General features: G+C 60.6%; 14 protein-coding genes. 3 read left to right on the top strand and 11 right to left on the bottom strand.

Annotated elements, in window-relative coordinates:
- Positions 1–16: 16 nt before the first annotated feature.
- From QSV77_RS19400 to QSV77_RS19415, 4 genes are all read right to left on the bottom strand, one after another.
- Positions 17–748 (bottom strand): amino acid ABC transporter ATP-binding protein, encoded by a 732-nt coding sequence (locus QSV77_RS19400; protein ID WP_302734722.1) that lies wholly within the window; start codon positions 746–748, stop codon positions 17–19.
- Positions 729–1,388, bottom strand: a complete 660-nt coding sequence (locus QSV77_RS19405; RefSeq protein WP_302734723.1) for an amino acid ABC transporter permease — start codon at positions 1,386–1,388, stop codon at positions 729–731. Before QSV77_RS19405 ends, QSV77_RS19400 begins: the two co-directional genes overlap by 20 nt.
- Positions 1,385–2,089 (bottom strand): amino acid ABC transporter permease, encoded by a 705-nt coding sequence (locus QSV77_RS19410; protein WP_302734724.1) that lies wholly within the window; start codon positions 2,087–2,089, stop codon positions 1,385–1,387. The genes QSV77_RS19405 and QSV77_RS19410 overlap by 4 nt, the downstream gene beginning before the upstream one ends.
- Before the next feature lie 68 nt (positions 2,090–2,157).
- Entirely contained in the window at positions 2,158–2,961 is an 804-nt protein-coding gene (locus tag QSV77_RS19415; protein ID WP_142841962.1) for a transporter substrate-binding domain-containing protein, read from the bottom strand.
- Between the two features lie 296 nt (positions 2,962–3,257).
- Between QSV77_RS19415 and QSV77_RS19420 the strand changes: the two genes are divergently transcribed.
- Both QSV77_RS19420 and QSV77_RS19425 read left to right on the top strand, forming a co-directional pair.
- Positions 3,258–3,578 (top strand): hypothetical protein, encoded by a 321-nt coding sequence (locus QSV77_RS19420; protein ID WP_003505663.1) that lies wholly within the window; start codon positions 3,258–3,260, stop codon positions 3,576–3,578.
- A gap of 157 nt (positions 3,579–3,735) precedes the next feature.
- Positions 3,736–4,758, top strand: a complete 1,023-nt coding sequence (locus QSV77_RS19425) for a LacI family DNA-binding transcriptional regulator (protein ID WP_302734725.1) — start codon at positions 3,736–3,738, stop codon at positions 4,756–4,758.
- 216 nt (positions 4,759–4,974) lie between these two features.
- On the opposite strand, the gene QSV77_RS19430 is transcribed toward QSV77_RS19425, so the two are convergent.
- The 7 genes from QSV77_RS19430 to QSV77_RS19460 all read right to left on the bottom strand — a co-directional run bounded on the left by QSV77_RS19430 (position 4,975) and on the right by QSV77_RS19460 (position 11,903).
- Positions 4,975–6,003, bottom strand: coding sequence for a proline racemase family protein (locus QSV77_RS19430; protein WP_302734726.1), 1,029 nt, complete (start codon positions 6,001–6,003; stop codon positions 4,975–4,977).
- Positions 6,004–6,013: 10 nt separating this feature from the next.
- Entirely contained in the window at positions 6,014–7,723 is a 1,710-nt protein-coding gene (locus QSV77_RS19435) for an aconitase X (RefSeq protein WP_302734727.1), read from the bottom strand.
- A gap of 13 nt (positions 7,724–7,736) precedes the next feature.
- Complete coding sequence (locus tag QSV77_RS19440) at positions 7,737–8,978, bottom strand: FAD-binding oxidoreductase (RefSeq protein WP_302734728.1); 1,242 nt, start codon at positions 8,976–8,978, stop codon at positions 7,737–7,739.
- Positions 8,978–9,700: an amino acid ABC transporter ATP-binding protein gene (locus QSV77_RS19445; RefSeq protein ID WP_020811659.1), complete on the bottom strand. Its 723-nt coding sequence runs from the start codon at positions 9,698–9,700 to the stop codon at positions 8,978–8,980. The genes QSV77_RS19440 and QSV77_RS19445 overlap by 1 nt, the downstream gene beginning before the upstream one ends.
- On the bottom strand, positions 9,693–10,346 hold the full coding sequence (locus QSV77_RS19450) for an amino acid ABC transporter permease (RefSeq protein ID WP_065116851.1): 654 nt from the start codon (positions 10,344–10,346) through the stop codon (positions 9,693–9,695). Before QSV77_RS19450 ends, QSV77_RS19445 begins: the two co-directional genes overlap by 8 nt.
- Positions 10,347–10,358: 12 nt before the next feature.
- Positions 10,359–11,024: an amino acid ABC transporter permease gene (locus QSV77_RS19455; RefSeq protein ID WP_065116852.1), complete on the bottom strand. Its 666-nt coding sequence runs from the start codon at positions 11,022–11,024 to the stop codon at positions 10,359–10,361.
- A 72-nt stretch (positions 11,025–11,096) separates the two neighbouring features.
- Complete coding sequence (locus QSV77_RS19460) at positions 11,097–11,903, bottom strand: transporter substrate-binding domain-containing protein (RefSeq protein WP_302734729.1); 807 nt, start codon at positions 11,901–11,903, stop codon at positions 11,097–11,099.
- A gap of 378 nt (positions 11,904–12,281) precedes the next feature.
- On the opposite strand from QSV77_RS19460, the gene QSV77_RS19465 reads away from it, so the two are divergent.
- Positions 12,282–13,319: an Ldh family oxidoreductase gene (locus QSV77_RS19465; protein ID WP_302734731.1), complete on the top strand. Its 1,038-nt coding sequence runs from the start codon at positions 12,282–12,284 to the stop codon at positions 13,317–13,319.
- The last annotated feature ends 154 nt before the right edge of the window (positions 13,320–13,473 follow it).

Below are 13,473 nucleotides of genomic sequence, written 5' to 3' on the forward strand. Positions count from 1 at the left end.
CCTTTGTGCCGGTGAACTACTTCACATCGGCCTTGACGAATTGCCGGAGTTCCGGCGTTTGCGGATTGGCGAAGAGTTCGGACGAGCGGCCCTGCTCCCAGATCTTGCCCTTGTGCATGAAGATGGTTTCAGTCGCCACGCGGCGTGCAAAAGCCATTTCGTGGGTCACGAGGATCATGGTCATGCCGCCCTTGGCGAGGTTTTCCATGACGGTCAGCACTTCCTCGGTCAATTCAGGATCGAGCGCCGAGGTCACCTCGTCGAACAGCATCACCTTCGGCCGCATGGCAAGCGAGCGGGCAATCGCCACGCGCTGCTGCTGGCCGCCGGACAGTTGGTCGGGATAGGAATCGAATTTCTCCGACAGGCCGACGAGTTGCAGAACCTCGCGGGCGATATCCCTGGTTTCCGATTTCGCCACGTCCTTGACGATGCGTGGCGCGAGCATGATGTTCTCACCGACCGTCAGATGCGGGAAAAGATTGTAGCTCTGGAACACGATGCCGACGTCGGTGCGCAGCTTGCGCAGCGCCTTGGCATCTTCGCCAATCGCATGGCCGGCAATTTCGATGCGGCCCGAATTGATCTTCTCCAACCCGTTCATGCAGCGCAGCAGCGTGCTCTTGCCCGAACCCGAGCGGCCGATGAGGGCAAAGACTTCACCGCGACCAACCTTCAGCGACACGCCTTTGAGGACTTCCAGAGCGCCAAAGCTCTTGTGAACGTTTTCAACGATTACTTCCGGCATGAAGCCTCCTTTCCAGCCAACGCGACAGCTGGGACAACGGGTAGCAGACGATGAAATAAAGCACGGCCACCGCGACGAAGACGCGGAACGGCTGGAACGTGGCATTGTTGATGAGCTGCCCCGCTCTCGCCAGTTCGACGAAACCGATGATCGATGCGATGGACGTATTCTTGACGACCTGAACGGCAAAACCGACGGTCGGCGGCAGGGAAATGCGGATCGCCTGCGGCAGGATGACGTAACGATATTGCTGGGCGCGGGTGAGCGCCAGCGATTCCGATGCTTCCCATTGCTGCTTCGGCACCGCCTGGATGCAGCCGCGCCAGATTTCAGCGAGATAACCTGACGTATAGATGGTCATCGATGCGCCGGCGGCGATGAGCGGCGGCAGCTCCAGTCCGGCAAGGCTGAGGCCATAATAGGACAGGAACAGGATCATCAGCACCGGAATACCCTGAATGACCTGGATATAGGTGCCGGCGGCAATGCGCAGCAGCCTGTTATCCGAGGTGCGGGCAAGAGCGATGAAAAAGCCGACGATACCACCGCCGATAAGCGCAATGATCGTCAAAAGCACGGTCCATTGCAGGGCGGTCAGCAGGAAGCCGAATTCGTTCCAGCCGAAAGTTCGAAGAGTCATGACTGCACCTCCGGCAAAGCGGTCATCGTCTTGCGGGCGACACGACGACCAAACAGCCACATGCCGATAAGGGCAAGGATAAGCCGCAGGCTGAGCGCCAGCGCCAGATAGATGAGCGTGACGACGATATAGACCTCGAAGGAGCGATAGGTCTGCGATTCCACGAAGGCTGCGGCAGCCGCAAGCTCGTGGGTGGAAATGGCCGAACATATGCTCGACGCCAGCATCATCAGCACGAACTGGCTGCAGAGCGATGGATAGACCTTGGCGATGGCCGGCACGATGATGACGTGGCGATAGATCTGGTATCTGGTGAAACCAAGCGCTTCGCCCGCCTCGATCTGCGACTTGTGCACCGCCTCGATGCCGGCGCGGATGATTTCCGTCGAATAGGCAGCGAGATTGATCGTCATGCCGATCAGCGCCGCGGTATCCGCCCCGACGCGAAAGCCGAGACCCGGAAGGCCGAAATAGACGATGAAAAGCTGCACCAGGAACGGCGTGTTACGGATCACCTCCACATAGCCGTCCACGATGATGCGGACGATGCCGCCCTTGATGGAGCGCAGCGAGGCCAAAAGAATGCCGAAAGCACAGCCGAGCACGATGGAGAGGACCGACAGCTTGATCGTCAGCGATATGCCGTTCAGAATTTCATTCTGATACTGGGCGAGCGCGCCGAATTGAAAAGTATAGGACATGCGTCACTCCGTTGACATTTCCCGGTCCGCCGGAAATTTTTCTCCGGCGAACGCGTTGAAAGGCTCAATCAGAAGCTTGGCAATTGCGGCAGCGGACGACCGGTCCACTTCACCGAGATACGGTCGAGATCGCCCGACATCTTCATGAGGTAGATGGAGGTGTTCAGCCACTGGCGTAGCTCGAAATCCTCAAGCTTCGTCGCCATGGAATTGCCCTGCTGGAAGAAGGTGAAACCAACCTGCAGACCGGCTTCCGGGCGCTGTTTGATGATCGCTTCGCCAACCGTGGACGGCAGGGCGACGGCATCGACCTGGCCGGCAAGCAGTGCCTGGGCGCTGGTGGAATCGTCTTCGTAAACGACGATTTCGAGGCCTTCGACATTGGCCTTGCGCAGCGCGGTTTCCTGCGAGGAGCCGCGATTGACCGAAACGCGCTTGCCCTTGAGGCTGTCGAGATTTTCGAACTTCTGGTCCTTGCCCGAGATGATGTCCATGTTGAAGGCGCTGTAAGGCTGCGTGAACATCACGGTCTTGGCGCGCTCGCCGGTCGGCGCAAGCGTTGCGACAAGGAAGTCGACCTTGCCGGTCTGAAGGGCCGGAATGCGCGCAGGCGGCGTCAACGGCACAAGCTCAACCGGCAGCGACAGATAGGTGCCGATGAGGTTGGCGACATCCACATCATAACCGGAAGGATTGCCCTTCTCATCCACCATGCCCATCGGCGGAGCGCCGGTCAGAACACCGATCTTGACCTTGCCGCGCGCCGTGATCTCGCTGAGCGAGACAGCATGGGCGGATGTGCTGGCGGCAAGCGTTGCTGCGGCAACACCGACGGCAACGGTCACGTTCTTCAGAAATCTTGAAATGCTCATGGTTTCTCCTCCAACCTTTTAAGTGGCTGCCCAAAGCGGAACAGCGATCTTGCACAAAGCGAAAAATGTTCTCGATAACATTTCACCGCGATTGACAAAAAACTCCTCCCAAGAAACCGCGAAAGCCCGAAACCATGTGAATTTTCCTTAAAATTCAACAATTTCGGCTGGTTATCGATTTTCCTCTTGTCGACACCGTTTCACGTTCTTGGCAGGATCAATAATGCATGTTATCGGTATCATTGCAAGTCCGATCTACAGAACTGTTGCATCGGACATTCATTCGGGAGGAAACCATGTATACACGCTCGGCAATTTTCGAAGGCAGGATCCACCCCGGCCGGGAGGAGGAGTTTTTCCGCATCGTCGAGGAGAAACTGCTGCCGGTCTGGAAACGCATGCCGAATGCGCAGGCCGTGCGGGTGATGCGCACCGAGCGCACCGACCCGGACGCAGCCTCAATCATCATGGTGCAGGAAATCGACTATCCTTCGATGGAAGCCGTCGAGGAAGCGCTGGTCTCGCCGGTCCGGCTGGAAGGCCGGGTACTGACGGATGAGATGATGAGCATGTGCGACGGACGTTTTTACCATCTGGTCTATAGCCGCGTCGCATAAATCCGGTGCACGCCGCATTGATCTGCAATCATACGGCGTGCTTTCCCTTGATATCTTCGTGTATGTCTTGTCCTGAAACGGTTCGAATTTAGGGAGACATGCTTTGGTGGAGCGCACGCCCTTGGCCGCAGCGTTAGTCACGTCAAAAAAAGCAACCATGAGCGACGTCTCGAAACTCGCGGGCGTCTCCAAGATGACCGTTTCGCGGGTGCTGGCCGATCCTGCCCTTGTGTCGGAAGAGACACGCCAGAAGGTGATGAAGGCCATCGAGAAGCTTGGCTATGTGCCGGATCGAATCGCCGGTTCGCTCTCTTCCCGGCGCACCAATTTCATCACCGCCATCCTGCCGACGCTCACCAACTCCAACTTCGCCGACAGCGCGCAGGGGCTGGCCAAGGCGCTGCGCGCGGCCGACTACCAGTTGCTGATCGGTTATACGATGTATGACCTGCAGGAAGAGGAGCGCGTCATCCGCACCATGATGGAGCGCCGTCCCGATGCCATCGTCGTCGCCGGCACGGTGCATACCAAGATGGCGAGCGAAGTTCTGATGCGCGCCGGCATTCCGATCGTGGAAATATGGGACGTTCCGGAGCACCCGATCGACCACGCGGTTGGCTTCTCCAACTACGAAGTGGGAAGAAACGCCGCCAAATATCTGATATCGCTTGGTTTAAAGCGCATAGGCGCACTCGGCTCCCGGGCTGACGGCGCCGTAAACGACTGGCGCGGCGAAAGCCGCCTTGTCGGGTTTGCGGCAGCGTTGCGCGAAGCCGGCATTTCCGACGATCTCATCATCCGCGAAGGCAGCGCGCCGGTCTCCTATGATCACGGGGCAAAGACGCTCGGCTCCCTGCTCGCAAAGGCGCCCGATGTCGAAGGCATTTTCGCCGTCTCCGATATTTCCGCCGTCGGTGCGCTGATGGAATGTCACCGCCGCGGCATTGCCGTTCCCGATCAGGTGTCCATCCTCGGCTTCGGCGATTTCGATATCAGCCGCCAATGTTACCCGGCGATTTCAACGATCCGGGTCGACGCCCAGATGATCGGCCGCAGGGCGGGCGAATTGCTGCTTTCGATATTGGAGCCGGAAAAGGATGCCGCCATTCCCGAAGGCGCGCGGGTGGATGTCGGGTTCGAGCTGATCGTGCGGGAGACGACAAGGCGGTTGAGCCGGTGAGGCTTTAGCCCTGTTGGAATGAGCGGGTGCTGCTTGTTTCTTCTCCCCGAGGGGGAGAAGTCCGCGACAGCGGGATGAGGGGGCGAGCTCTCCGAATTCCGGCGACGTTGCCCCCTCATCCGACCCTTCGGGCCACCTTCTCCCCGGCGGGGAGAAGAAAAATGCCGCACCGCCGCGGCATATCTCAAAATGCCACCTGAGTGACCTTTGACGCCCTTACCGAGCACCCCAGGTATCCGTCAGCCGATACCCCTGCGGCCATGGATCGGACGGATCAAGCATATGCTGGTGGATGCCGGTAACCCAGCCGCGGCCGGAGATTTCCGGCAGGATGGCCGGGCGGTCGCCAACTGTTGTTGTTCCGAGAATGCGGCCCGTGAAGGTCGAGCCGATCAGCGACACCGCCGTCAGCGTTTCGCCTTCCTTCATTTCGCCGCGTGCATGCAGCACGGCCATACGGGCGGAAAGCGCCGTGCCGGTCGGCGAGCGGTCCACTTTGCCCGGCTGGATGGCGACGGCCGCCCCTGCCCTGAGGCCTTCCGTCGTGCGCTCCACCTTGCCGGCGAAGAGGCAGAAGGAAAAATGCCGCCAGTCGGGGTTTTCAGGATGGTCGAAACCCAAAGCCTTGTTGGCGGCATTGGTGATGCGCACGCCGAGGCGGGCGATCTCATGCGCCTCTTCCGGCTTCAGGCTGAAACCCATCGCTTCGGCATCCACGATAACGAAGCTGTCGCCGCCATAGGCGGTGTCCACCTTCAGCCTGCCGAGGCCTTCGACCTCAAGCTCGACATCGAGCTTTGCGGCAAAGCTCGGCAGGTTCTGCACGAAAATGCGCTCGGCCTTGCCGTTACGGCATTCGGCGCGCACCTTCACCAATCCGCCGGGCGCTTCCAGCAGCATATGGGTTTCCGGCTCCTGCATCGGTACGATGCCGCCATCCAGAAGCACTGTGGAAACGCAGATGGAATTGGAGCCGGACATGGGCGGCGTATCTTCCGGCTCCATGATGATGAAGGCGGCATCCGCGTCAGGATGTTTCGGCGGCACCAGCAGATTGACGTGGCGGAACACGCCGCCGCGCGGCTCGTTGAGCACGAAGTTGCGAAGCGTCTCATCACGGGCGATGAAGCGGCTCTGTTCCCAGATCGTTTCGCCCGGCGGCGGCTTCACCCCGCCGACGATCACATCCCCCACTTCACCTTCCGCATGGGCGGAAATCACATGAACTGTCTTGATACTGCGCATTCAGTTCTCCTCACGAAAGCCAGACAGGAAGGCGGGATACGGCACGGCCGGTCAGCGCGCTGTCAACGCAATCGGCAAGGCTGCCGAAGCGCACCGCGCGGCCGCTGAGACCGGGGCCGTAATGGGCGTATTTGCCGGAGTTGGTCATCAGTGCGCGGGTCTTCGTCGGAAAGACCGGCTCGGAAATCGAACACCAGCAGAGATCCGGCAGCACCTGCACGCCGCTGTCCTTCAGGCTCTGCAGCGTGCCGTCCTGCACGACCGCATCGATGACCTGCTGACCGGCAGTGACGATGACGGCCACATCCGCATGGCGCTTGCGGCCATTAAACACGGTCGCCAGCGCCCGACATTCCTCCAGCGAGGCATGCGGACTGCCGATGGCGACGAGCTGCACCTCTTCCGGTCCCTCGTTCAGAAGCGACCAGCCGGCGGCCATATCGGCGAGCGAAATGGTCACGGTCCCGGCGGTTTCGAGTGGCGCAAGTCCCGCTTCCGGCGTCACACCCTCGATATGCAGCATGGGCGAGGCGGAGGTGGTGCCGAAGGCGGCGCAAAGCGCTTTCAGATCATCCCGCGACGGTTTTGCAGCTCCAAGACCACGCAGCAGCGGAATGCAATCCGGCGCGGCCTTGCCGGCGAGATAACCGACGAGCGGCCAGAAGGCGTCATCGATGCCAGCTGGCAGGGCCACATCGACTATGCGCTGCGGCCGGCGGTTTTCTTCGAGATACACCCCCGAAAGCGGCGCCCTGCCCGTCATCGCAATGCAGAGATCGAGGAAATCCGGGTGCTTTGCGGTGCGGGCACCGAGCACCGTATTGGCGAAGATCACCGCATTCGACTCGGCCCAGCCGATCGATTCGCCGGCACTTGGCGCACTGTCCAGCAGGTAAGGCGAACAGGTGAAGGTGGGGCGACAGCCCATGCGAACATAGGCATCCGCAAGCCTTGCGGCCGGATCGCCGAAATCCTCCGGCACGCCCTGCGCCCGCCAATGCGCCTTGTCCACCGAAATGGCGTTCATGGTGGTTGGCACCCGCACCTTGCCGCCCATGTCAGCCATTTTTTCGGCAAAGGTGAGGTTGGCGGGGCTGGCATAGATACAGCCATCGATATGGCCCTGCGTCACATCGACAAGCGTCGACGCACCCTGCTGGGCGGCCATGGCTACGATGATGCGCATGGCCTGGCGTGTCGCAATGCCGTCGCGTCCTTCCAGCATTGCGCCATCCTCGTCCTTCAGGTCGAGATGGGCCGTCGCCGGCGGCGCGCTGGCAAGCGAGATACCGTCGGCCTCAATGGTGTTCTCGTTGATGCTGACATGCGCAGCACGCGAGAAGCGGGCGAAATTATCCGCATCAAGGCGGACGACCGGCAGAGCCCTGTCGAACATTTCCGCCGCAACGAGGGCACCAAGCGTCAGGACGTCTTCAGCCTCGCAGAAAACCAGCGCCGAGGGTGCACGGCCGGTGAGGATGAGATCGAGCAGCACGCCGGAACCGGTGCAGGAGCCACGGCTGGTCGGCATGAACAGCACGCCGCCGGTGAGACAGATGCCATGCAGCGGGTGATGCACATCGATCACCTTGCCGGTGGCGGGATCGACCCCGCCCCAGAAGCTCAGCGCCTCGGTGGTGGCGATGACCTTGCCTTCGGCGGCGCCGGTCAGGATGCTGCGCGCCTGAGGAGCAGCTGTTGTCGAAACGGAAGAAGACATCGAAAAATCCCCGTCAGAAACGTTGCGGCGAAAATGCCCTTGTATCGATGGCGGGCTTTTGCCCCGTCAGAAGATCGGCGACGATGCGGGCCGTGCCCGCCGATTGCGTCAGCCCCAGATGCCCGTGGCCGAAAGCATAAACCACCCGCGCCGTGTGCTGCGCTTGCCCAATGGCCGGCAGGCTGTCCGGCAGCGAGGGGCGAAAGCCCATCCACTGCTTGCCGCCTTCAGTTTTCAGGCCCGGCAGAAAAGCCTTTGCCTTGGTCAAAAGCGCCTCGGAACGGGCGAAATTGGCCGGAAGCTCCAGTCCGCCCAGCTCCACGGCACCGCCAACGCGGATACCGGAGGAAAGGCGGGTAACGACGAAACCATGGCCGCCGAAGGTGACCTGCGTGCGCAGATCGAAAGCACTTGGAGGCAGGGTGGTATTATAACCCCGTTCCGTTTCCAGCGGAATTTTTTCGCCAAGCGAGCGGGCGATGCGGTGCGAGAAAGCCCCCGCCGCCAGCACCACCTTGCCGGCCTTGCGGGTGCGGCCATCATGGCTCACCACCTCGACGCCATCATCCAGCGGTCGGAGCGAGCCGACATCGAGGCATTCAATGCGGCCACCAATGCTGCGAAAATGCTCGGCCAGTGTCAGGGTGTAAAGCTTGGGATCGGCAATGGAAAACCAGCCGGGCGTAAAGGTGCCGCAGGTAAAACGCGGCGCGATGCCGGGCTGTATCTCGGCCATCTGTTCGGCGTTCAGATGCCGGAACTCGATGCCGTGGCGTTCGCGTGCCTTCCAGCCGGAAAGCGAGCTTTCGAATTCCGCTTCGCTTTCATAGACCTGAAGGTTCCCCTCCTTGCGCAGCATCGCAATCGTGTCCGTCTTTTTGAGAAACGGCTCCAGCTCTGCTTTGGAAAGGTCCATCAGCGCCGTCTGCGCGGCGGTGGAATGCTCGACTTTCGATGCCGCGCAGGCGCGCCAGAAGCGGAACATCCACGGTGCGATCTTCAGCGCATAGGCCGGCGGCACGCTGAGCGGCCCCAGCGGATCGATGAGCCATTTCGGCGCTTTCCAGAGAATGCCCGGCGATGCAAGCGGCAGGATATCGGTGAAGGCGAAGGCGCCGGCATTGCCGGCGGACGCGCCCGCCGCCGGTCCCTCGCGATCGATGACCGTGACCGAAAGACCGCGGCCCTGCGCGGCGATTGCCGCCGAGAGGCCGACAACGCCGGCCCCTATGACGATGACATCATTTGCAGGCATTACCGCACGCTCGCCAGGAACTTCTGGGTTTCGGCATGCTGCGGCGCGCCGAACAGCTGGTCCGGCGTGCCGATTTCCGCCATCACGCCCTGATGGAAGAAGGCGACGCGGTTGGAGACATCACGGGCAAACGCCATTTCATGGGTGACGCAGATCATCGTCATGCCTTCATCCGCCAGCATCTTCAGCGTATCGAGCACTTCGCCGACCAGCATCGGGTCCAGCGCCGAGGTGACTTCGTCGAACAGCATGTATTCCGGCGACATCGCAAGCGCGCGGGCAATCGCCATACGCTGCTGCTGACCGCCCGACATGCGGTTCGGATAGACCTTCAGCTTTTCGGCAAGGCCCACATGGGTCAATTGCTTGACTGCGATCTCCTCGGCCTGCTCCTTCGAGATGCCAAGAACCTTGCGCGGCGCCAGCATGACGTTTTCAAGCACCGTCAGATGCGGAAAGGCGTTCCATTGCTGGAAAACGATGCCGACCTTGCGGCGCAGCTTGTTGAGGTCGGTCGATTTGGCATGCACTTCCGTGCCGTCGATGACGATCTTGCCGCTGTCGATCGGCTCCAAGCCGTTGATGCAGGTGAGCAGCGTCGATTTGCCGGAACCGGAACCGCCGATGATGGTGACGACCTCGCCCTTGTTGACGGTGAGGTTGATCCCTTTCAGAACCTCCAGCGGGCCGAAGGATTTGCGGACGTTTTCGATCTCAATCATTGGGGGACCACCGTCTTTCGAGATACCCGCCGAAACGGGCGATGGGGAAGCTGATAAGGAAGTAGATGGCGCCGCAGATCATCAGGATGGTCAGCGGTTCCTGCAGGCGGGTCACAAGGATCTGCGAGGCGCGCAGAAGCTCGATAAGGCCAAGCCAAAGCACGAGGGCCGAATCCTTCATGACACCGAGCGTCAGTCCGATCCAGGACGGCAACGAGACGCGGGTGGCGAGCGGCAGGACGATGTAGCGCATGTCCTGCGACCATGTCATGCCGAGTGAGCGGCAGGCACGGCGCGTATTGGACGGCACGGCATCGATGCCGCCGCGCACGATCTCGGTGCAATAGGCTGCCGTATAAAGCGACAGCACCACGCAGGAGGTGGTGAATGGCGGCCAGCCGAGCTTGGCGATCGACTGGAAGGCATTGCCGAGAACCAGCTGGATGAGCAGCGGCACGGAGCGGAAAATATCCAGCACGAAGGTCAGCGGCAGCGACCAATAGGGACCGAACTGGAAACGGATGATACCGAAGATGATCCCCATCAGGGTGCCTGCCGTGACGGCGACGGCGGTGACGGCGAGCGTCATGCCGGCACCCTTGGCCAGGAAGGCGAGATCACTCCAGGTGAGAGCGGTTTCAAACATGGCGCACCTCTCTCAGTAACGGAACAGACGCCAGGCCAGCAATCTGGCGGCGAGCGTGACGATCTTGGCGATCACGTAATAGATGACCGCGGCGAGCGCGAAGAATTCAAAGGTGCGGAACGAGCGCGCATTGAGCGCCTGTGTGACGCCGGCGAGATCCGTGTTCATGCCGACCGTGACACCGAGCGAGGTCATGAGGATCGCCCAGACCATCTGGTTGGTGGCCGGCAGGAAAGCCACGCGCAGCATCTGCGGCAGGATGATCAGCCGGAAGGTCTGCATCGAGGTCATGCCAAGCGAACGGCCCGACCGCGTCTGCGTATCCGGTATGGCTTTCAGCGCACCGCGGAAATTCTCCGCCAGATAACCGGCATTGTTAAACGCGATACCGACCAGAAGCGCGGTATAGGGGCTGAGGTGGATGCCGAAATTGCCAAGCCCGAAATGGGCCATGTAAATCTGGAACAGTGCCGGCGTGTTGCGGGCAACCTCCACCCAGACGGAGGCCAAAGCGCCGAGAACGCGGTTGCCGGAGAGCCGGAACAGCGTCAGCAGGATGGCGAAGGTAAGACCGATCACCATCGACAGAAGGGCGATCTGCAGCGTTACCACCGCACCGTCCAGAAGCTGCGGCAAAGCCTTCAGCGCCTGATTCCAGTGGAATGTATAGTTGAACATTAAGCGTCCCGCCTTTTCAGAAACGATCAACGGCGCGATCATTTTGACCGCGCCGTTTACGAAAAGTCCTGATTAGCGATAAACGCCGTTGACGGTGAGCGAGGGAACTTCGCCGCCAACCCATTTTTCATAGAGTTCGGCGTAACGGCCGGTGCGAACCTGCTGGTTGATGAAGAGGTTCAGGTAGTTGATGAAGCCATACTCGTCACGGTTGGTGAAGAGCGCGACGTAATCGATATCGTAGGGCGCCTTGCCGACGACCGAGATACCGGCAAACTTGCCGCCCTTGACGTTGGACTGCGCAACCGTGGAGGTGGAAACGGTGGCGTCGATCTGGCCCTGGCTCAGCGCGAGGAAAACGTCGGCCTGCGTCTGGTAAGGACGGAACTCGCCGGTTCCCCACTCCTTGACCGACTTTTCAAGCGCGATGGCTTCGAACGTGCCGGCGGTTGCGCCGACCGTCTTGCCCTTCATGTCCTCGAAGGACTTGATGCCCGACTTGTCGTTGGCGGTAACAGCCATTTCGAAAGCGAAGTAAGGCACGGTCATGCCGACCGTCTTGGCGCGCTCCAGCGTATCGGAGGTCGAGGCAACACCGACATCGACGCGGCCCGACATCAGTGCCGGAATACGTTCGGGGAACGGCGTTTCGACGATTTCAGCCGTGACGCCGAGCGCCTTGGCGAGATCGTTGCAATAATCGACGTCGAAGCCAACAGGGTTGTTTGCGTCGTCACGCGAACCCATGGGCGGGAAATCGAGCACGACGGCGCAACGCAGCGTACCGGCGGAAATGATGTCGTCAAGCTTGTCGGCCTTGGCCGGCGTGATAACGGAAGTAGCGGCCAGAAGGCTGGCGATGATGACCGATTTTTTCATTCTTGATTGCTCCCACAATTGGTCTGCCGTTGAAGGCGCGGTCACTATTTCCCTATGGGGCCGATAAATCAACATAAAAATACAACTAGTATACAAAAAGAATTTTTCAGCTGCGAACAATCGGGATTTGCCGCATGGGTGGCTGCGCGGGGAACTGACGAAAAGTCTCTTTTCAGCCCAAGGACTTGCGCCAAAGCGAGTGCTGCGGCCCGCCCGCGAATGAGAGGGAAGAGGAAACCGTCACAAAAACTGAAAACTCTGTATCTTCGGTACCGATTTACGCTTTCGCGGCACTTCACCGAAAAGACGAGTTGCAATAGACATGTCTTTGTATACTTTATGTATTCAAGATGTGCGAGCCGATATCGGAGGATCATGATGAGCGACGCCACCACCCTGACCATTGATGCGCTTTCAAAGCGGATTGAAGAAATTTTCCGCAAGGCGGGGCTGAATGAGGTGCAGTCGGGAGCGCTTGCCCGCGTCATCACCGCCGGTGAACGCGACGCCTGCAAATCGCACGGCATTTACCGCATCGAAGGCGCGTTGCGCACCGTCAAGGCCGGCAAGGTGAAGCCCGACGCGATCCCCGAGGTGGCTGAGGACGACGGCACGGCGATTGTCAAAGTCAACGCCAATGGCGGCTTTGCCAATCCCGCCTTCGAACTGGGCCTGCCGGTTCTTGTCGAGCGGGCGAAACGTTCGGGGATAGCCTCACTCGTCATCAATGACTGCACGCATTTCTCGGCGCTCTGGCCTGAGGTTGAGGGGCTGACATCGAACGGCCTCGCTGGACTGGTGATGTGCCCCAGCTACTCCACCGTTGCCCCGACGGGCGGCAGCAAACCGCTGCTTGGCACCAATCCCTTCGCTTTCGGCTGGCCGCGCAAGGACACCTCACCTTATGTCTTCGATTTCGCCACGTCGGTTGCGGCGCGCGGCGAAATCGAACTGCACCGGCGCGCCGGCAAATCCTTACCCGAAGGCTGGGCGCTGGATGCCGAAGGCAAGCCGACGACCGACCCGGAAGCCGCGCTCGCCGGCTCCATGCTGCCTTTCGGTGGCCACAAGGGATCGGCGATCGGCACCATGATCGAACTTCTTGCCGGCATCATGATCGGCGACCTGACCAGCCCCGAAGCCCTCGATTTCCTCGGCACGACAACGCTAGCCCCGACCCATGGCGAATTGATCGTCGCGTTTTCTCCGGAAGCCTTCGCCAAGGGCCGCCCGGGCGACCCATTCCAGCGCGCGGAAGTGCTGTTTGACGCCATCATCGGCCAGGGCGCCCGCCTGCCCTCCGGCCGCCGCTTTGCGGCGCGCGCCAAATCCGAGAGCGAAGGCATTACGCTCACCGCCGCTGAAATGGCCGGGCTCGACCGGTTGCTGGAGAAGGGTCTGGACGCGGTCTCCTGACCATTTGGATGTGGAAATGAAAAAAGGCCCGCAATTGCGAGCCGCATGGCAACAACGTGCCTCTCCTCCGTCATGCCGGACTCGATCCGGCATCCAGCCACGGCGCGTCTGCGCCGTGAAAGAGTCTTCCCCGATCAAGGACTTGATCGCGCTG

The organism is Agrobacterium sp. V1 (genome assembly GCF_030518355.1).
Taxonomy (GTDB): Bacteria; Pseudomonadota; Alphaproteobacteria; order Rhizobiales; family Rhizobiaceae; genus Agrobacterium; species Agrobacterium cucumeris.

Excerpts from the sequence above, each read along its gene's own strand:
- QSV77_RS19400 (WP_302734722.1), bottom strand. The coding sequence starts at position 748 with ATGCCGGAAGTAATCGTTGAAAACGTTCACAAGAGCTTTGGCGCTCTG.
- QSV77_RS19405 (WP_302734723.1), bottom strand. The coding sequence starts at position 1,388 with ATGACTCTTCGAACTTTCGGCTGGAACGAATTCGGCTTCCTGCTGACC.
- QSV77_RS19410 (WP_302734724.1), bottom strand. The coding sequence starts at position 2,089 with ATGTCCTATACTTTTCAATTCGGCGCGCTCGCCCAGTATCAGAATGAA.
- QSV77_RS19415 (WP_142841962.1), bottom strand. The coding sequence starts at position 2,961 with ATGAGCATTTCAAGATTTCTGAAGAACGTGACCGTTGCCGTCGGTGTT.
- QSV77_RS19420 (WP_003505663.1), top strand. The coding sequence starts at position 3,258 with ATGTATACACGCTCGGCAATTTTCGAAGGCAGGATCCACCCCGGCCGG.
- QSV77_RS19425 (WP_302734725.1), top strand. The coding sequence starts at position 3,736 with ATGAGCGACGTCTCGAAACTCGCGGGCGTCTCCAAGATGACCGTTTCG.
- QSV77_RS19430 (WP_302734726.1), bottom strand. The coding sequence starts at position 6,003 with ATGCGCAGTATCAAGACAGTTCATGTGATTTCCGCCCATGCGGAAGGT.
- QSV77_RS19435 (WP_302734727.1), bottom strand. The coding sequence starts at position 7,723 with ATGTCTTCTTCCGTTTCGACAACAGCTGCTCCTCAGGCGCGCAGCATC.
- QSV77_RS19440 (WP_302734728.1), bottom strand. The coding sequence starts at position 8,978 with ATGCCTGCAAATGATGTCATCGTCATAGGGGCCGGCGTTGTCGGCCTC.
- QSV77_RS19445 (WP_020811659.1), bottom strand. The coding sequence starts at position 9,700 with ATGATTGAGATCGAAAACGTCCGCAAATCCTTCGGCCCGCTGGAGGTT.
- QSV77_RS19450 (WP_065116851.1), bottom strand. The coding sequence starts at position 10,346 with ATGTTTGAAACCGCTCTCACCTGGAGTGATCTCGCCTTCCTGGCCAAG.
- QSV77_RS19455 (WP_065116852.1), bottom strand. The coding sequence starts at position 11,024 with ATGTTCAACTATACATTCCACTGGAATCAGGCGCTGAAGGCTTTGCCG.
- QSV77_RS19460 (WP_302734729.1), bottom strand. The coding sequence starts at position 11,903 with ATGAAAAAATCGGTCATCATCGCCAGCCTTCTGGCCGCTACTTCCGTT.
- QSV77_RS19465 (WP_302734731.1), top strand. The coding sequence starts at position 12,282 with ATGAGCGACGCCACCACCCTGACCATTGATGCGCTTTCAAAGCGGATT.